We start from the raw sequence: 18,038 nt of genomic DNA on the forward strand, positions 1-18,038 counted from the left end.
AAATGCGCGGCTGTATTGCTGTCGCAGCTTTCCCTATTATCTTGTAATGCCGACATTAGCAAGTCTTGGGCCTAAGTTCGAGGCAGTGTAGTTTAAGAATAGTGTATAAAGTTAGAAACATGTGCTGCAAGACGAGAAGCAAAAACACTAGTCGAACGCCTAGTTGCAACTAATTAGAATTTAAAGTAAAACTGTATCCCAGGAGTGTTATTCTCCTTGAAAAAGAAGTACGCTTTTTCTGCGTGCGATGTGTTGCTAACGTAGCTTTCCATGTCCAGTCAACCCAAACCAATTAGGAATTTATAAGTCGTTTCGCTTGCAATGGTCAAGCTAATAAAAGCTGTTTGAAGCGAGAGAAATACCTTTTCTTGACTGAGGATTTCACTACGTCATCTTCATCTTCAGTGTTAAATTTTATCCATTTAACGTATGAGAAATTTGATGAGTCATTTTTTATGGACTTTTTGAATACCCTCTTGAAAAAAATTTTTCCTGATGTGCTATACTAAAGTAATCGTAATCATAGAATTTCTTTTAATATTTATCATTATATTGTTGAATCTTAAGTGGTAAAAGGTTATTATGGTATATGTTTACGATATATGTGTGTAATTTGTTGAACTTCTAATCTAGCTTCTAAATCTTTCTTCTTTTCTGCAAGGACAGACCTTCCAACAAAGAAGTGAAAACTCTAATTTATAGAAAGCCGTTTATGCAAATGGTATAGATAGAAAGGAACGTTTTTTATATCTGCAGATACTTACTATAATTTTCTAGAACGTACATGTGAATGCTTAAGTGGAATAAGATCTAAGATGAAATAATTTATCCCGCATTAAGGTGCCGTAAGACTCCCACTTCAAAGAGGCTAAGTTGGTACCAAAGGGTCTAAGTGAGAGAAAACGGCACCTAAATGCCCGATTCGTTCAACTAACATTTCTTGGGAAAAGCATTCCAAGAAATGAAGTTTCACTTTATACTCATGATCAGTGAACGTTTTTATCATAGTTTTCTAAAGATTATAAACAAGTAAGAGTTCCATATTCAAGTAGATAGTTATTGGGAAAGCAAGTTACTTAATGAGTGATTTTTTCAAATTCCTCAGTATTATTGGCTTCCTGTATCCTAAATTTGCCTGAGCGAACTCTACAGTTAAAATATTTTAATAGGCGTGGTGATTATTAGATGGCAGGATTAACTATCTCCCGTTTGGAGACGTTAACATTAAAGGAAATATACCAATTAGCTAGAGAATATAAAATTTCTTATTACGCAAAGTTAACGAAAAAAGAACTTATTTTTGCAATTTTAAAAGCACAGGCAGAAAAAGATGGTTATCTATTTATGGATGGAATTTTGGAAATAATTCCTTCTGAAGGGTTCGGATTTCTCCGTCCAATTAATTATTCACCCAGTGCTGAGGATATTTACATTTCAGCTTCACAAATTCGCCGTTTTGACTTACGTAATGGGGATAAAGTATCCGGGAAAGTACGTCCTCCAAAGGAAAATGAAAGATATTATGGTTTACTCCATGTGGATGCTGTTAATGGAGAAGACCCGGAAACAGCAAAAGAACGAGTTCATTTTCCTGCGTTAACCGCATTATATCCAAATCGACTAATGAAGCTGGAGACGGAAACAAATAATTTATCAACTCGAATTATTGATTTGATGACCCCAGTTGGTTATGGACAACGTGGATTGATTGTAGCACCCCCTAAAGCCGGGAAAACAACTTTATTAAAAGAGATTGCCAACAGCATCTCGCAAAACCATCCAAATGCGAAGCTTATCATTTTGTTAGTCGATGAACGTCCAGAGGAAGTCACTGATATTGAACGATCGGTTCATCCGGATGTAGATGTAGTAAGTTCTACCTTTGATGAAGTTCCAGAAAGTCATATTAAAGTATCTGAATTAGTATTAGAACGGGCAATGCGACTAGTAGAGCATAAACGAGATGTCATTGTGCTAATGGATAGCATTACCCGACTAGCAAGGGCTTATAACCTTGTCATTCCTCCTAGTGGTCGCACATTATCTGGGGGAATTGATCCAGCTGCTTTTCACCGTCCAAAACGATTTTTTGGAGCTGCACGTAATATTGAAGAAGGTGGCAGTTTTACCATTTTAGCTACAGCATTAATTGACACTGGATCCCGAATGGATGATGTTATTTATGAGGAATTTAAAGGGACCGGAAATATGGAATTGCATTTGGATCGCAATTTAGCACAGCGTCGTATTTTTCCGGCTATTGATATTCTGCGTTCCGGAACAAGGAAGGAAGAATTACTTGTCAATAAATCACATCTGGATAAGATGTGGGCAATTCGTAAAACAATGCAAGATTCCAACGATTTTTTAGAACGATTTTTAAGAAGATTAAAGGCTTCAAAAAATAATGAAGAGTTTTTTCAAATGATGGACGAAGAAATGAAACGGCGTGGAGTGAGACGATCTTAAGCGCTGGAATAAATTTCTTTATACGTATCAGACTATTAATAGACCATCATAACTTTGACAGCTTATGATGGTAAAGCAAATATAACAATACCGTTATGGTTAAGGTAAAACCTACTATTGCATTCCATGAATCATCCTGTTATAATCTCTTTATGTGAGTTTAGATAAGGTATTATACCTGTGACGGCTCTTACAATAACTCTGTTTCCAAGGGATTCAGGGCAAAAAGGAGTGGAAAGACATGAAAAAAGATATTCATCCGGAGTACAGAAAAGTAGTATTTCTTGATACGAGCTCCGACTTTAAATTCTTGAGTGGTTCTACCAAATCTTCAAATGAAACGATTGAATGGGAAGACGGAAATACGTATCCATTAATTCGTGTGGAGATTAGTTCAGCTTCACATCCATTCTACACTGGAAAGCAAAAAGCTGATAAAGTAGGTGGACGTGTAGATCGCTTCAAGAAGAAATATAATATGAAGTAAGCAGAAGAGAAGAATTCTGCTACAAAAGGTTTAATAACGTATAAAACAGGCAAAATGTTGCATCTTTGCCTGTTTTTTAGTTTTTTAATGTTTAGGAAACGATAAATCTTGTTCATTACGGGTAATTTTTTTATGACATCTCGTCCTATCCAGCTTCAGCGCCTAGCCTCTTAAGATCGCTTCACTCCTTCTGCGGCAACAGTCTCCTCGTCGGAGTTTCAGCGCTTATCAGGGCTTACCAAGGCGTTTCTAGCTTTTGTTCCGTAAAGGGCATTTAATATTTAGTCTAGAAGTTAATGTAAATATTTTGTGTATCCATGCAACTAGCAGCTCCCCCTGTACTAGAGAGCTTGGCACTAATAAGTTCTCTATAAGTAAATTTGGAGAAAATGAATGATCCTAAGTGCAAAGTTGCTGCTTTATCCTGCATGTAACTGGCAGTAAGACCTGCCCTTTCATGCTTCGAGGTAAAACCAAGGAGGATATAAGTGGAGGATCCAACTGCAAGTCAAATGCCCGATTCTGTTCATTCTAACAATCAGTGGGGATAAAAGAAAACCCCCACTGATTGAAGATTCACTTTATCGTCTTCCTTATAAAAACCAACAGCAGGAATTTGTTTTTATACTATAGGAAAGTATAAAATTTTAGGGTTTATCCCGCATGTAAGGTGCCGTAGGACTTCCACTATAAGATCCTGAGTTGGTACAAAAGGGTCAAAGTGGAAGAAAACGGCACCTAAATGCCCGATTCGTTCAAACTAACATTCCGTGTAAAAAGCATTCCACGGAATGAAGTTTCACTTTATAGTATAAGAAAAACTACAGCTTTCGCTAAAGACTTGGCGACAAGCAAGTTTTTCTAAGGATCAACATAAATAAAATGGACACGTTAATAGATAGAAAAACTGATAAGTCTAATTGACTCCGAGTCTAACAAACAGCAGGAGACAAAAGTAGTCTCGGATAGATTAGAGTTTTGTTTTTGTAAAAGATGCGAAAACGTTCTTTAAAATTTTTAGAAGTATAAATTTAAGGTTTTGTATCTTCTCGTAGTTATAAATAGATGCGGGTAAACAATTTTAGAAATGATTGAAAGAGAGGGCATGGAGCATGTATGTGATGAAACAAAGTGGCTGGGTAGAAGTGATTTCCGGTAGTATGTTTTCTGGAAAGTCAGAGGAATTGATACGTCGTGTGAGACGTGCTACATATGCTAACCTGGTAGTTCGGGTATTTAAACCAGCTATTGATAATCGTTATGAAAAGGATGCTGTTGTTTCTCATAACGGTACTTCAATAATTGCAAGACCAATTAAAGATGTAGAAGAGCTAATGGAACATATAGATGAAAAAGTAGATATCGTTGGGATAGATGAAGCCCAGTTTTTTAGTGAATCTATTGTTACAATTGTTGAACAATTGGCGAATAAAGGGATACGTGTTATAGTTGCCGGTTTAGATACGGATTTTCGTGGCGAACCATTTGGTCCAATGCCGAAGCTAATGGCTTTAAGTGAATCTGTTACTAAATTAAACGCAATTTGCCCGATTTGTGGTTCCCCTGCAAGTAGAACACAACGTTTAATAGATGGTAAACCTGCCTCTTATCATGATCCAATCATTCTAGTTGGCGCTTCTGAATCCTATGAGCCAAGATGCCGACATCATCATGAAGTTCCTAATAAACCAAACTATATCATAGCTGAAAAATTGTCCAAGCTTAATCCATAAAGGCGCTATCAAGGCGTCTTTATTCCTGTTTAGGAAGCTATATCTGCTACTAAATTGTGGATATCATCGTTTAGCTTACGCCTAAGCGCCCGTGCTGTTGTGTCTAACTTATTCCTCTTGAACTGAAGTAAACTTTTCGAACCGCTTCCTGTGATGAGTCAACGTTGTAGATGTTGTTCGTTAATTACATGGAATAACATAGAGGTTTAGCCCTTAGATCTAGCTAAATAAGCCAGTTAAAAAAGTGGCTTTCATGTCTTTTCAAATAATAAACCGTGCCATTCGTTTTTTAAAATCCTTATACAAATCGATTTTGACCTTGAAACGGGAGTATACTATAATTATACTGTTAATCAGAAAGAGGTGACCGTGATGTTAGAACGTTTACAATCTTTAGAAGATCGTTATAATAAATTAAATGAGTTGTTAAGTGATCCGGAAATAATTAGTGATTCAACAAAACTTCGAGAATATTCAAAGGAACAGGCTGGACTAGAGGATGTTGTCCAAGCATATCGTGAATATAAAGATGTGATGCAAGAGTTAAAAGATGCGAAAGAGATGCAAGAAGAACAGCTGGATGAAGAAATGGCAGAAATGGTGAAACTAGAAATTACTGATCTGACTGAGAGGAAAGAAGTATTAGAGGAAAGACTAAAGATTTTATTATTACCCAAAGATCCCAATGATGATAAAAACGTCTTTATGGAAATACGCGGTGCAGCAGGTGGAGATGAGGCTGCGTTATTTGCCGGTGATTTATATCGTATGTATACTCGTTACGCCGAAAGTAACGGGTGGAAAACGGAGGTAATGGAAGTCCATACGACAGGCGTTGGTGGATATAAGGAAATTATCTTTATGATTAACGGAAAAGGTGCTTATTCTCGTCTTAAATATGAAAATGGTGCACATCGCGTGCAACGGGTTCCAGAGACTGAATCAGGAGGACGTATCCATACATCAACAGCAACGGTAGCTGTACTGCCTGAAGCTGAAGAAGTTGAAGTGGAAATTCATGAAAAAGACATTCGCGTTGATACATTTGCCTCTAGTGGACCAGGAGGACAAAGTGTTAATACAACGATGTCTGCTGTTCGTTTAACACATCTTCCAACAGGCATTGTTGTTTCTATCCAAGATGAGAAGTCACAGATAAAAAATAAAGAGAAAGCAATGAAGGTTTTACGAGCTCGTATTTATGATATGTACCAACAAGAAGCGCAAGCAGAATATGATGAAAATCGTAAATCTGCAGTAGGAACAGGAGACCGCTCTGAGCGTATTCGCACGTATAATTTTCCGCAAAATCGTGTGACAGATCACCGGATTGGTCTTACCATTCAAAAGCTTGATCAAATTTTAGAAGGAAAATTAGATGAAATTATTGATGCGTTAATTATGGAAGATCAAACAAAGAAGCTGGAGCAAATTGGTGAATAAAAGGATGAAAGTAATGAAGCAATATGAAGTCCTTCAATGGGCTTCCCTTTTTTTAAAGAAACATCAACGCGAAGAACGGGTAGCAGAAATTCTTTTGCAGCATTATTTACAAGTATCATCAGCAGCTTTTTATATGAACATGCAAGAACCGGTTTCAGAGGAAGTATTAGTGAAGTATAAAAGGGCTATTCAGCAGCATGCTGAAATGGGAATACCTGTTCAACATATTATGGGCTTTGCTTCATTTTACGGGCGAAAATATAAAGTTAATAAGCATGTACTTATCCCGAGACCAGAGACAGAAGAACTGGTTCATTTCGTCATTCAAACAGTAAAAAAGCAGTTTGAAAATCAGGCACTTACAATTGTTGATATTGGAACAGGAAGCGGGGTAATTGCAATTACGCTCGCTTTGGAACTAAAGAATGTAAATGTCTATGCTACTGATATTTCAAAATTTGCTTTAACTGTAGCCAGAGAGAATGCAAAAAAACATCAAGTCTCTGTACAATTTTTAATGGGGGACTTTTTAGAGCCAGTACACAAAAATGATATTCAACCAGATATTATAGTTTCTAACCCACCATATATTGCACAAACGGAAGCTAGTTTGTTGAGAGATACGGTAAAAAATTTCGATCCAAAGCTTGCTCTTTTTGCTGAGAATGAAGGATTAGCTGCCTATCAACAAATAATAAACCAAACAAAAGAAATGGCTGTATCGCCTTCATTTATCGCTTTTGAAATCGGTCATCGTCAGGCTGAAGCGGTATCTGAGTTAGTGCATCATGCTTATCCAAATAGTGATCTGCAAGTGTTAAAGGATATAAATAGAAAAGACCGCATTGTCGCTGTAAAAATATAATTTATAAGAATACTAGTTTAAAATCATTAGCCATTGTCCATAATGATGGATAGCAAGGGAGGAAATAATGATGAAGAAGCTAGTATTTTTTGTTTTTATATGTTTCATAGTATTTCTTAGTATTCCGGCGCAAGTAGTTAGTCAAAAAGATAATGTGAATGTCAAGGAGGATTTTCAAGTTATTCCTGATGAAGCGATTCGCTTACGTATATTAGCTCATAGCGATAATGAAGAAGATCAAACATTAAAGCGTCTTGTCCGTGATCGGGTTAATGAAGAAATTACAACCTGGGTGGAAGAAATTACAGATATTGAGCAAGCTAGACAATTAATAGAACAACGTATTCCTGAAGTCGAAAGCATTGTTAAAGAAGTATTGGAAGAATCCGAGGTAAATCAAGAATTTGAAGTAAAATATGGTAACAACGTATCCTTTCCTGCAAAAGTTTATGGATCTTATGTATATCCTGCGGGAGAGTACGAAGCAGTGTTAATCACGATTGGAGAAGGAAAAGGGGATAATTGGTGGTGTGTGTTGTTTCCACCGTTATGTTTTCTCGACTTTTCTACTGGCACAAACGCTGTCTCTGCTGAAGAAGCACATCGTGAAGAAATGAAAGAAGATGAAGACGATGAACCTGAAGTAACGTTTTTTCTCTTTGAATGGCTAGGATGGTCATAGTTTTAAGAAACCCTGCATAAAATAAACTAATTCGATAAAGACTATTAAATCGTAATAGAGGTGAGTAGAAATGAATTTAATTCAGGCAAATAAGGCATCAAGGGAACGATTAGAGCAATTTTTACAAACGAATCCAAATGTGAACAAACATAGTTTATTCCAATATGGTTACGTAGTAGAGATGAGAGGGAATATTGAAGGCTGTTTTACCTTGGAAGAGATCGAGGAAGGTACGTATTGGCTGAAGCAGCTTTACATTACGCAGTCCGAAGCGGCGATCCTTCCTGTGCTTTTGGAAGCTATTTTAACAATGGCTAAGCAGAAGCATGCTCAACGTGTATATGTTCACAGTCATCAGCCAGTTGTGGATATTTTGCTGGAAGCGCTACAATTTCATCCACAAAAAGAGAGAGTATCTGTGAATAATTATGATAAAAGTAATGGGAACTGGTGGTTATACCATGTTTCTTAACATATTCACAATATTACCCACAGAATTTGTGGATAACTATCGTTTTTCTTGTGGATTATGTGTATAAATATAAATAGTAGGAGTAATAAGCAAGATTGAAAATAATAAGTCTGTGGATATCTCTGTTGAGTAATTGTCCACAGATTTTATTTTCCATATTAAAGTACTAGCGTTACATAAACTTTTTAAGTAAAGGTCAACTCAAATTATTGTCAATGTTTTGGATAATAGAAATTCTAACTAAAATATATATAAAACCTTATAATTAAGGAATGGTAGTCCTTCCAAACCCCTAATTATAAGGAGAATACATCCGTGGACAATAATATCATAAAAACTATATTCAAGGAATATATACATCAGATGCGAAACTTATCGAAAAAATGATTGCTCATGCTGGGATTGATAAGTTTGATTTGAACTTAAGATGATTGCGTAAATAATCTAGTTCTACTAAAATGATGATAGTAGAAAAGAGGTAAAGCCATAATGGAAACAAAATATTGGGATATCTATCATAACGCCGAAGAACACCAACTGGCTATTCAGCAAGCAGCAAAATTACTTCAGCAAGGAGAAGCTGTTGCTTTTCCAACTGAAACGGTCTATGGTTTGGGTGCAAATGCTACGGATGAACAGGCCGTCAATAAAATTTTTAATGCAAAGGGACGCCCACAGGATAACCCATTAATTGCTCATGTTGCATCGAAATCACAAGTAGCGGAACTTGTTACGGATTGGCCGGATTATGTAGATAAGTTAATGGAACTATATACTCCAGGCCCCATTACATTTGTGTTACCGAGTAATGGACGATGCGCCCCCAATGTAACAGCTGGACTAGATACAGTTGGAGTACGTATACCGAGTCATCCTATTGCTCAACAATTATTAACAGCATGTGGTTTGCCGATTGCAGCTCCAAGTGCGAACATATCTGGAAAACCCAGTCCTACTACTGCTTTACATGTATGGGAAGATTTAAACGGAAAAATTGCCGCAATTTTAGATGGAGGTCCGACCGGTGTTGGTCTAGAGTCGACAGTGATTGACTGTACAAATAGTATTCCTATTATTTTAAGACCGGGAGGAGTCACCAAAGAACAAATAGAACAAGCAGCCGGATCGGTAATGGTAGATCCAGGATTAGCTGTTAAAACAGAAAAACCAAAAGCTCCTGGTATGAAATATCGGCATTATTCTCCAGAAGTACCTTTGTGGATTGTTACTGGGGCAAAGCAAAACATTAAACAAACGATTGATCAACTTCAAGCTGAAGGTAAACGAGTTGGATTGATGGGTACTGCTCAAATGATAGACGGTCTCCATGCCCACTCAACCATTTCATTAGGGGAAACTATGGAGCAAGTAGCGACAAACCTATATGACGCTTTACGAACCTTTAAACGAGACGATGTGGATGTTATCGTTTGTCAATCTTTTTCAGAACGGGGCATTGGACAAGCGGTCATGAATCGGTTGACGAAAGCAGCGAGCAACTATATTCACGTATAACAACACACCAACGCATTTTGTGTATTGCACCCCAAACATGCCAGTAGTAGTATAAGACCAAGGCCATGGTCCTGTGCTACTATTTTTTTATACTATAGGAAAGTATAAAATTTTTGGGTTTATAGTATAAGAAAAACTACAGCTTTCGCTAAAGAGGCTGGGACAAAACTAAAACAGCTGATTAAAAAACGAACAATAAATCGTCCTTGTGTATACGCAAGTTTTTAGCGTAGTCAAAATATGTAGACTCCTGCGGGAATAGCTCGAGCTGAAGATCCCGCAGGAAAGCGATCTTTGCTTTCCGAGGAAGCTGAGGCCGTGCCCGCGGAAAGCGAAATATTTTGACGTAGCGATGATAGGAATTTTTTTAACACAAACAAACCAACAATTATAAACAAATTGTTCGTTTTTTGCTATTTAGTATTTGCTTATGTCCCAGCCCCTTTCTAATAGTAGAAGTGAAGAACAGCCGTTCTAACTTTGGGATCAATATAGAATCCGCACCCCAAACAGGCTAACTTCACACCCTTATTGGGTTGTTTATTTATGTCTAAGCCCAGGGAAGAGTGTTAGAAATGGGTTTTAACATAACTATTTTTAGGGATAAGCCCAATTAATCTATTTGCCCCCAAAATCAAATGAAATGAAGTGAATCTTAACCAGGTTATACATATTTTTTCTTGGGCACACATATAGTTTATAAGCATGTCCAAGGAGGATTGTAATGTCAGGTTATATTGGTGAAATAACTGCTTTATTGTTTTTAGCATTTGCACTTGGATTAGATGCTTTTTCCGTTAGTCTAGGACTAGGTATGCAACGGCTCCGATTAAAGCGGATAGCTCTTATTGGTATGATTATAGGTGTATTTCATATTATGATGCCGTTTATTGGAATTGTATCTGGCAAGCTGATTTCAGAGCAAATCGGGCATTTGACAACCGTTGTTGGGGGACTTTTGTTAATAGGAATTGGGGCACAAATGTTTTTTTCTGCATTTAGCGATCAGATAAAGATTATCCAACCGATAGGAACTGGTTTATTTTTATTGGCATTAAGCTTAAGCATGGATAGCTTTTCCGTTGGACTGAGTCTTGGTATCTCAGGTGTTAAAACAGCTTTTGCCCTCATTTTATTTGGAATGTTAAGCGCAGTACTCTCTTGGATAGGCATGCTAATCGGGAAAAAAGTTCATGGATATTTAGGAGTGTATAGTGAATTATTAGGTGGGAGTATTTTAATCGCATTTGGCATGCGCCTACTATTTGGTTAGCTGTTTATAACAGATTGACTAACAGCTTAAACATTATTTTGCAATAATCGGGTTTAAAATATATCCTTATTAAATTACTAGTTAAATAAAAAACATACATAATTGTATGAATTGTGAATAAGAATAGACAATACATATTTCCTCCACATCCGTTCTGCAATTGGATAGACAGATGAGGGGTTTTTTGCTGCTAACAATGAAAGAACTGTACGGATATGGTATATTAGTAGGAGAGTAATGATGATTAAATAAGAATAGAAGATGTGTTACAAGGATTAACAATAAAACGTATGTATTTTGGTATTTGAAATATGCTTCCAAAATTAATATGTCCTATTGTGAAGAATGTAACGACAAAAGAAAGGTAACTATTTACAATAGCATGAAAAATTTTTAATTGGAGGTACCGGCTGCAATGAAGTTGTTATTTGTATGTACAGGTAATACGTGCCGAAGCCCTATGGCTGAAGCCTTAGCAAAGTATAAAATCCTAAATACAGAGGTGAAATCAGCTGGGGTTTTTGCCGTCGAAAATCAACAAGCCAGCCCCAAAGCAATTCAAGCGCTTAAAGAGAAAGGGATCAAGCTGGATCATCGTTCCCAACCAGTTACGCAAGAATTGCTTAATTGGGCAGATATTGTATTAACTATGACGACTCAACATAAACAGTCATTAATTATGGAGTACCCCAACTTTCAAGAAAAGTATTACACTTTTAAAGAATATGTATTAGAAGCCGATAAAAAAGTATGGGAGCAATTGAAGAAGGCATATGCGGATTATGAGGAAAAAAGGTCGATATTTATCCAGAAAAATCAGCATAAATTAGACAATTCTTTGCTAGACCAACAAATACAAGAACATCTTGCAGAAGAAATGGAAAATATTAGGCGATTGGAAGCAAACTTAATAAATTATGACATCTCAGATCCTTTCGGCGGTGATTTACGGGCATATAAGAATACGTTGGAGGAATTGGATAAATATATTGACCTATTACGAAAAAAAATCTCGAAATAGGTGGGGAAAGTTTTATGGAGACAAAGAAGTATCGGTTCAGTTTACGGTTGAAGCTGGTGTTATTTACGACTACTTTAGCTTTGGTAACGTATTCAGTAAGCGCTATATTCATTTATGTTGTTTATGACTATGTAAAAAATTTTATGGATGTTTCTGAACATTTTTTTACGATAACAACTTTTATATTGGGAATTATTTGGTCAGGCATTTTAGCCTTTTTTGCAGCAAGATTTATTGTCAAGCCGCTTGAAAAATTAGAAGCTGCTGCATCTGAGGCTGCTAAGGGAAACTTAAAACAAGTTATTGAAATTTCGAAGTCGGATGATGAAATTAAAGCATTGGCAATATCTTTTGATAAAATGCTTAAAAATTTAACCGATATCGTACATAATATAGACAAGCACTTTAAAACCACGAATACATCAGTTATTCATATTCGGGAGGCTTCTGAGCAGGCAAACCAGCACTCACTTTCAATTCGCTCTTCAGCTGATGAAATTTCCAAGGGGGCTGAAAATGCTTCTGAAGCAATTCAAAATACAGCAGAAGCAGTGGAACTCGCTACAGAGCTTGCAGAAGAAGTCCAACGAAAAGCAGCTGATTCTAAGAATAAATCCAATGCTATGCTGGAGATTTTAGAACATAGCAAGCAATCTGTTAATCAATTAGTAGCCGGAATACAAAAACTAGTGAATGAACAAGAAGCATCTTTAAAAGATGTAGATCATTTAAAAGAAAATGCTTTGCAAGTAGAGACAATTATTACGATGGTTGGAGAAATTGCCGAACAAACAAATTTATTAGCATTAAACGCTTCAATTGAAGCAGCACGTGCTGGTGAGCATGGTAAAGGGTTTGCAGTTGTAGCGGATGAAATTCGTAAGTTAGCAGATCAAAGTGCTCAGGCTGTACAACGAATTTCTGGATTAATTACTGCTATCCAAGATGACGTTGCTGCTGTAGTAATTAAAATAGATGATAACGTATCCTATGCTAAACAAGAAGCCGATAATGGGAAGAAGACAAATACCGTCATTGCCGAAATGTCTGGTTCTGTTGAAGAGGTAGCTACAGAAATTGGTCGGATTACTAATTTAGTTGATCAACAGTTACAAGCGATTCAAGATACGGTAAAACAATCTCAGTCGGATTACTAATTTAGTTGATCAACAGTTACAAGCGATTCAAGATACGGTAAAACAATCTCAGGAGGTTGCTGCTGTTGCAGAGGAAACGTCAGCTGGTGCGGAGGAAGTTAATGCCTCCATTCACGAACAAGCATCGACTATTGAAAGGGTCGATGAATTGGCGCATGAATTAGAAAAACAAGCAACGATTCTAAATCAACAAATCAATCAATTTAAAGTAAAGTGAAATTCACGGAATGTTAATAGAACCGAGCGAGTATTTAGATTCTGTTAATTCAAGATAGAATTCTGGAGTGTATCTATCATTCTGTTTGTGGGGTGTACGGCACCTTAGATGCGTGATAAAGTGGACTTAGAAGCTTTTATCCCGCATGTAAGGTGGCCGTAAGACTCCCACTTTAAGAGCCTGAGTTGGTACAAAAGGGTCTAAGTGGGAGAAAACGGCACCTAAATGCCCGATTCGTTTAACTAGCATTCAGTAGAAGATGGAAGAAAACTCCTACTGAATGAAGTTTCACTTTATCTCCCGGATAAGAAGTAAAAACAATAAAAAGTAGTTCAACCATAAGAAAAGGAGTTAAATCAAATGAAAGTAATTATTACGGCAGACCATGCAGGAATGACAATTAGAAACGAGATTAAGGAATTATTAAAGGAAATGAATATTGAATTTGAAGATACTGGATGCAGTTGTGAAGAGTCAGTGGACTATCCGGATTATGCATTACCGGCTGCAGAACGAATTGCTAATGGAGAATTTGATCGTGGGATTTTTATTTGTGGAACTGGAATAGGAATGTCTATTGCTGCAAATAAAGTTAAGGGCATTCGTTGTGCGTTAACGCATGATGTATATAGTGCAAAATTAACTCGACAGCATAATGATTCCAATGTGATCGCATTGGGAGAGCGGGTATTAGGGCCTGGATTGGCTCGGGAAATAGTAAAAGTTTGGTTAGAAACCGAGTTTGATGGTGGTCGTCATGAAAATCGAATTAATAAAATAACAAAATATGAGGATAGTTAATATATAAACCAATAAAAGTACCTGTTCAAAAGGGAGTTATTAAACCAGCTATACTTTTGCGGTAGAAATTTTTACGGCACTGAATTTAATTTTTAAAACTATGCTTTTATCTATACTTACGTATGTAGAAATTTGTTTTTCATTTTTAATGTTTTTTGAACAACCTTGAAAATAAGGTATTTCCTCTTTCCAAAGAGAGCCAAGTAGTGTTAAATCCTTATTTAAAGCTGCTAAGTTTCATTTACTGTAAAACTTAAAAAGTTTAATCCCGAATGTAAGGTGCCGTAAGACTCCATTTCAAGAATTGTAGGAAATACAAAGAAGTCTAAGTGGGAAATAACGGCACCTAAATTCCTGATTCGTTCGGGAGGCATCTAGGCATACTAACATTCAGCAACGGATGAAGGAAAAGCTCTACTGCATAAGGTTTCGCTTTATGGTATGACCAACCATACTTTAATATTTTACTTTCTTTTAATATAAAGGACAGGTGTTATCATCATGGATAAGCAAAAATTGTTAAGTCAATTAGCTACAATACAAGAAGAATGGCTGCAATCTAATTACTTAAAACAAGGAGAACTATTTATAGTTGGCTGTTCCACAAGTGAGGTAGCTGGAGAGAGAATTGGGACAGCTGGTAGTGAAGAAATCGCAGCAGTAATTTATAATGAATTAATGAAGCTGCAAAAAAAATCTGGTATTCAGCTTTGCTTTCAATGCTGTGAACATTTAAATCGAGCAATTGTAATGGAAAGAAGTATGATGGAGCAGTTTCATTTAGAAGAGGTGACGGTTATTCCCGTTCCAAATGCTGGGGGAGCAATGGCAGCTTATGCCTTTAAACAACTTGAGAATCCAGTTGTAGTCGAATCGGTAGTTGCCCATGCAGGTATGGATATTGGTGAAACAATGATTGGTATGCATTTAAAATCAGTAGCCGTCCCCCTCAGATTTACGGAACGTTTTATTGGAAACGCCCGAATTACTGCAGCCTATACACGACCTAAACGAATTGGCGGAGCTCGTGCTGTTTATCCTAAAGCTTAATTTGAATTATTTCTAGAGGGTGTTCAAAAAAATCGTTCAAAATCATAGAGCTCAATTGAAAGAAAAAACACTTTTCCTACGTGGGGTAGGGTTTCGAGGAAGCCAACTTAATAGCTCATTTATCTAATAACATACATACACTTGCTACTCGACACTACGCTGCTTAAAACTTCGACTCGACAGGACGTGCTAGTCTCGGCGTTGCAATTAGACGGATTAAGCAGTAATCTCAATTTTTCAAGGAAGTTGATCATAGTTGACCTCGGTCTAGTAATCCTTTTTTTGAATACACCCGGGAACGAATAAATTTGTCCTTAAAACGAAATAACGATAAAATGAAATTATTACATACGAGGAGGTATTAACGATGGAACATGTAAAGCGGACAGATGTTGAATTATACCAAGCAATCCAAGCAGAAAAAAAGCGGCAGCAAGATAAGATTGAATTAATTGCCTCGGAGAATTTTGTCTCTGAAGCAGTTATGGAAGCAATGGGCTCCGTACTGACGAATAAATATGCAGAAGGTTATCCTGGAAAACGATATTATGGTGGCTGTGAGCATGTAGATGTTGCAGAGAATTTAGCTCGAGATCGTGCAAAGCAGCTATTTGGTGCTGATCACGCTAATGTACAGCCTCATTCAGGGGCACAAGCAAATATGGCTGTCTACTTTACCGTATTAGAACCTGGTGATACGGTGCTAGGTATGAATCTTAGTCATGGTGGTCATTTAACTCATGGCAGCCCTGTTAACTTCAGTGGTACACTTTATAATTTTGTTGATTATGGCGTAGATGAAAAAACAGAAAAGTTAGACTATGATGCTGTTTTACAAAAAGCTAAGGAAGTAAAGCCAAAATTAATAGTTGCAGGAGCTAGTGCCTATTCACGAATTATTGATTTTGCAAAATTTAAAGATATTGCCGATCAAGTAGGAGCCTATCTAATGGTTGATATGGCGCATATTGCTGGTTTAGTCGCAGCTGGTTTACATCCTAATCCAGTACCATATTCAGACTTTGTAACAACAACTACCCATAAAACATTACGTGGTCCACGCGGTGGTATGATTTTATGTAAAGAAGAATATGCAAAAAAAATCGATAAAGCAGTATTTCCTGGTATGCAAGGCGGACCACTTATGCACATTATTGCAGCGAAGGCTGTTTCTTTCAAAGAAGCTTTATCGGATTCATTCAAAACGTATTGTAAGAAGATTATTGAAAATGCTGATGCTTTAGCTAAAGCTTTACAAGCAGAAGGAATTCGTATTGTCTCTGGCGGAACGGATAACCATCTTTTATTACTCGATGTTACTCCACTTGGATTAACTGGCAAGATAGCCGAGCAAGTACTTGATGATATCGGAATTACTGCGAATAAAAATACGATTCCTTTTGATAAAGAAAGTCCATTCATCACTAGTGGTCTTCGTATTGGAACGGCAGCAGTAACCACTCGCGGTTTTGGAAAAGAAGAAATGAAGGAAATAGCAAACATTATTTCACTTACATTAAAAAATCATGAAGATGAAAATATGTTAACAACAGCTGAACAACGTGTAAAAGCATTGACAGAAAAGTTTCCGCTTTATACCGTATATGCTTAAAAAACAGAGATGCTCAGGACAAGGGCATCTCTTCTTGCGTACAATTAACAGGAGAACCTAATTTAACATATCATAGAATACGCATGTAACCGGCAGTAAGACCGCTATTTCAATGCTGCGGAGTGAAAACGAGGAGGATAAGTTGGGGAACTGCAAGGCAAATACCCGATTCTGTTTAGAGACCTTTAGGTCATACCCTTCGCGGTACTACCAATTAGTAGAGATAAAAGAAAACCCCACTGATTGAAGATTCAGTTCTAAATATAGTTTTTTGCACTATAGGAAAGTATAAAACTTTATGGTTTATAGTATAAGAAAAACGATAGCTTTCGTCATAAAGACTTGGCGACAAGCCAAGTTTTTCTAATATCTATTCTCGAGATTTCGGCATAACTTGCAAGCAAGTCTAATATTGAGTACAATTTTAAAGATGCAACTTAAATTAAAGGAGTGAACGGCAACATGGGAAAAGTTTTCGTACTAGACCATCCATTAATTCAGCATAAACTAACGTACATAAGAGATATAAATACTGGCACGAAGGAGTTTCGTGAGTTAGTTGATGAGGTTTCTATGCTGATGGCGTTTGAAATTACTAGAGATTTACCACTTCAAGAAAAAACAATTGAAACACCAGTTACGAAAACGACCTCGAATGTACTGGCTGGTAAAAAAATAGGATTAGTTCCTATTCTTCGGGCTGGGTTAGGTATGGTAGATGGGATGCTGGATTTAATTCCTGCAGCAAAAGTGGGACATGTCGGTCTTTATCGTGATCCCGAAACACTGAAACCAGTAGAATATTATATTAAATTACCTTCAGATATCCATGAACGTGAATTAATTGTGCTTGATCCAATGTTAGCTACAGGAGGATCGGCGAATGATGCGATTCACTCATTAAAAAACAGAGGCGCTAAGCATGTTCGCTTAATGTGTTTAATTGCAGCTCCTGAAGGTGTAGAGGTAATTAAAAAAGAGCATCCGGATGTTGATATCTATTTGGGAGCATTAGATGAAAAACTAAATGAAAAAGGATATATTGTTCCCGGTTTAGGTGATGCTGGAGACAGGCTTTTTGGTACAAAATAACGTTATTTTCATTAATGAAGAAACTACCAGTTTAACAAACCGGCTGATACGTGTGTGAAATAAATTTTTAAAGGTATTTATACTTTTAAAACAATCGACTTACGATTGGTAGCTTATTTCCCCGAAGTTAGGGACAAAGTAAAAATTAT

Annotated in this window: 14 protein-coding genes and 1 pseudogene; all 15 read left to right on the top strand. The window is 36.8% G+C overall.

All coding sequences use genetic code 11. The annotated features are described in order from the left end of the window. The first annotated feature begins 1,185 nt into the window (after nucleotides 1-1,185). The 15 genes and pseudogenes from rho (at nucleotide 1,186) to upp (ending at nucleotide 17,889) form a co-directional block, all read left to right on the top strand. Nucleotides 1,186-2,469, top strand: a complete 1,284-nt coding sequence (rho, locus tag KQI21_RS14440) for a transcription termination factor Rho (RefSeq protein WP_216484942.1) — start codon at nucleotides 1,186-1,188, stop codon at nucleotides 2,467-2,469. Between the two features lie 241 nt (nucleotides 2,470-2,710). Further along, complete coding sequence (locus KQI21_RS14445) at nucleotides 2,711-2,956, top strand: type B 50S ribosomal protein L31 (protein WP_077318529.1); 246 nt, start codon at nucleotides 2,711-2,713, stop codon at nucleotides 2,954-2,956. A gap of 1,112 nt (nucleotides 2,957-4,068) precedes the next feature. After that, nucleotides 4,069-4,689 carry a thymidine kinase gene (locus tag KQI21_RS14450; RefSeq protein ID WP_216484944.1) on the top strand — a complete coding sequence of 207 codons (621 nt, stop codon included), beginning with the start codon at nucleotides 4,069-4,071 and terminating at the stop codon, nucleotides 4,687-4,689. A 372-nt stretch (nucleotides 4,690-5,061) separates the two neighbouring features. Beyond that, a complete protein-coding gene (prfA, locus tag KQI21_RS14455) occupies nucleotides 5,062-6,132 on the top strand; it encodes a peptide chain release factor 1 (protein ID WP_216484945.1) in 1,071 nt (356 codons plus the stop codon). A 13-nt stretch (nucleotides 6,133-6,145) separates the two neighbouring features. Continuing rightward, entirely contained in the window at nucleotides 6,146-6,997 is an 852-nt protein-coding gene (gene prmC / locus KQI21_RS14460; RefSeq protein WP_253291533.1) for a peptide chain release factor N(5)-glutamine methyltransferase, read from the top strand. Between the two features lie 70 nt (nucleotides 6,998-7,067). Beyond that, a complete protein-coding gene (spoIIR, locus tag KQI21_RS14465; RefSeq protein ID WP_216484946.1) occupies nucleotides 7,068-7,679 on the top strand; it encodes a stage II sporulation protein R in 612 nt (203 codons plus the stop codon). Between the two features lie 70 nt (nucleotides 7,680-7,749). Next, a complete protein-coding gene (locus KQI21_RS14470) occupies nucleotides 7,750-8,151 on the top strand; it encodes a GNAT family N-acetyltransferase (protein ID WP_216484947.1) in 402 nt (133 codons plus the stop codon). 489 nt (nucleotides 8,152-8,640) lie between these two features. Continuing rightward, nucleotides 8,641-9,666, top strand: coding sequence for an L-threonylcarbamoyladenylate synthase (locus KQI21_RS14475; RefSeq protein WP_216484948.1), 1,026 nt, complete (start codon nucleotides 8,641-8,643; stop codon nucleotides 9,664-9,666). Nucleotides 9,667-10,390: 724 nt separating this feature from the next. Then, on the top strand, nucleotides 10,391-10,939 hold the full coding sequence (locus KQI21_RS14480) for a manganese efflux pump MntP (RefSeq protein WP_216484949.1): 549 nt from the start codon (nucleotides 10,391-10,393) through the stop codon (nucleotides 10,937-10,939). Nucleotides 10,940-11,354: 415 nt separating this feature from the next. Beyond that, a complete protein-coding gene (locus KQI21_RS14485; RefSeq protein WP_216484950.1) occupies nucleotides 11,355-11,960 on the top strand; it encodes a low molecular weight protein arginine phosphatase in 606 nt (201 codons plus the stop codon). 14 nt (nucleotides 11,961-11,974) lie between these two features. Next, nucleotides 11,975-13,334: pseudogene (locus KQI21_RS14490) on the top strand (methyl-accepting chemotaxis protein). 360 nt (nucleotides 13,335-13,694) lie between these two features. Then, nucleotides 13,695-14,135 carry a ribose 5-phosphate isomerase B gene (gene rpiB, locus KQI21_RS14495; protein ID WP_216484951.1) on the top strand — a complete coding sequence of 147 codons (441 nt, stop codon included), beginning with the start codon at nucleotides 13,695-13,697 and terminating at the stop codon, nucleotides 14,133-14,135. Nucleotides 14,136-14,636: 501 nt separating this feature from the next. Then, the gene (locus tag KQI21_RS14500; RefSeq protein ID WP_216484952.1) at nucleotides 14,637-15,185 is read left to right on the top strand and encodes a TIGR01440 family protein; all 549 of its coding nucleotides are present in this window, start codon (nucleotides 14,637-14,639) and stop codon (nucleotides 15,183-15,185) included. Nucleotides 15,186-15,552: 367 nt separating this feature from the next. Further along, nucleotides 15,553-16,797 (top strand): serine hydroxymethyltransferase, encoded by a 1,245-nt coding sequence (gene glyA / locus KQI21_RS14505; protein ID WP_216484953.1) that lies wholly within the window; start codon nucleotides 15,553-15,555, stop codon nucleotides 16,795-16,797. A gap of 462 nt (nucleotides 16,798-17,259) precedes the next feature. Further along, nucleotides 17,260-17,889 (top strand): uracil phosphoribosyltransferase, encoded by a 630-nt coding sequence (upp, locus tag KQI21_RS14510; protein WP_216484954.1) that lies wholly within the window; start codon nucleotides 17,260-17,262, stop codon nucleotides 17,887-17,889. Nucleotides 17,890-18,038: the final 149 nt, after the last annotated feature.

The sequence above is a fragment of the Virgibacillus proomii genome (assembly GCF_018916875.1).
Classification (GTDB): domain Bacteria; phylum Bacillota; class Bacilli; order Bacillales; family Amphibacillaceae; genus Virgibacillus; species Virgibacillus proomii_B.

What these genes read in the sequence shown, in the direction of transcription:
- prmC (WP_253291533.1), top strand. Translation starts at nt 6,146, where the DNA reads ATGAAGCAATATGAAGTCCTTCAATGGGCTTCCCTTTTTTTAAAGAAA.
- rho (WP_216484942.1), top strand. Translation starts at nt 1,186, where the DNA reads ATGGCAGGATTAACTATCTCCCGTTTGGAGACGTTAACATTAAAGGAA.
- KQI21_RS14485 (WP_216484950.1), top strand. Translation starts at nt 11,355, where the DNA reads ATGAAGTTGTTATTTGTATGTACAGGTAATACGTGCCGAAGCCCTATG.
- upp (WP_216484954.1), top strand. Translation starts at nt 17,260, where the DNA reads ATGGGAAAAGTTTTCGTACTAGACCATCCATTAATTCAGCATAAACTA.
- KQI21_RS14500 (WP_216484952.1), top strand. Translation starts at nt 14,637, where the DNA reads ATGGATAAGCAAAAATTGTTAAGTCAATTAGCTACAATACAAGAAGAA.
- prfA (WP_216484945.1), top strand. Translation starts at nt 5,062, where the DNA reads ATGTTAGAACGTTTACAATCTTTAGAAGATCGTTATAATAAATTAAAT.
- KQI21_RS14470 (WP_216484947.1), top strand. Translation starts at nt 7,750, where the DNA reads ATGAATTTAATTCAGGCAAATAAGGCATCAAGGGAACGATTAGAGCAA.
- KQI21_RS14445 (WP_077318529.1), top strand. Translation starts at nt 2,711, where the DNA reads ATGAAAAAAGATATTCATCCGGAGTACAGAAAAGTAGTATTTCTTGAT.
- rpiB (WP_216484951.1), top strand. Translation starts at nt 13,695, where the DNA reads ATGAAAGTAATTATTACGGCAGACCATGCAGGAATGACAATTAGAAAC.
- glyA (WP_216484953.1), top strand. Translation starts at nt 15,553, where the DNA reads ATGGAACATGTAAAGCGGACAGATGTTGAATTATACCAAGCAATCCAA.
- spoIIR (WP_216484946.1), top strand. Translation starts at nt 7,068, where the DNA reads ATGAAGAAGCTAGTATTTTTTGTTTTTATATGTTTCATAGTATTTCTT.
- KQI21_RS14480 (WP_216484949.1), top strand. Translation starts at nt 10,391, where the DNA reads ATGTCAGGTTATATTGGTGAAATAACTGCTTTATTGTTTTTAGCATTT.
- KQI21_RS14450 (WP_216484944.1), top strand. Translation starts at nt 4,069, where the DNA reads ATGTATGTGATGAAACAAAGTGGCTGGGTAGAAGTGATTTCCGGTAGT.
- KQI21_RS14475 (WP_216484948.1), top strand. Translation starts at nt 8,641, where the DNA reads ATGGAAACAAAATATTGGGATATCTATCATAACGCCGAAGAACACCAA.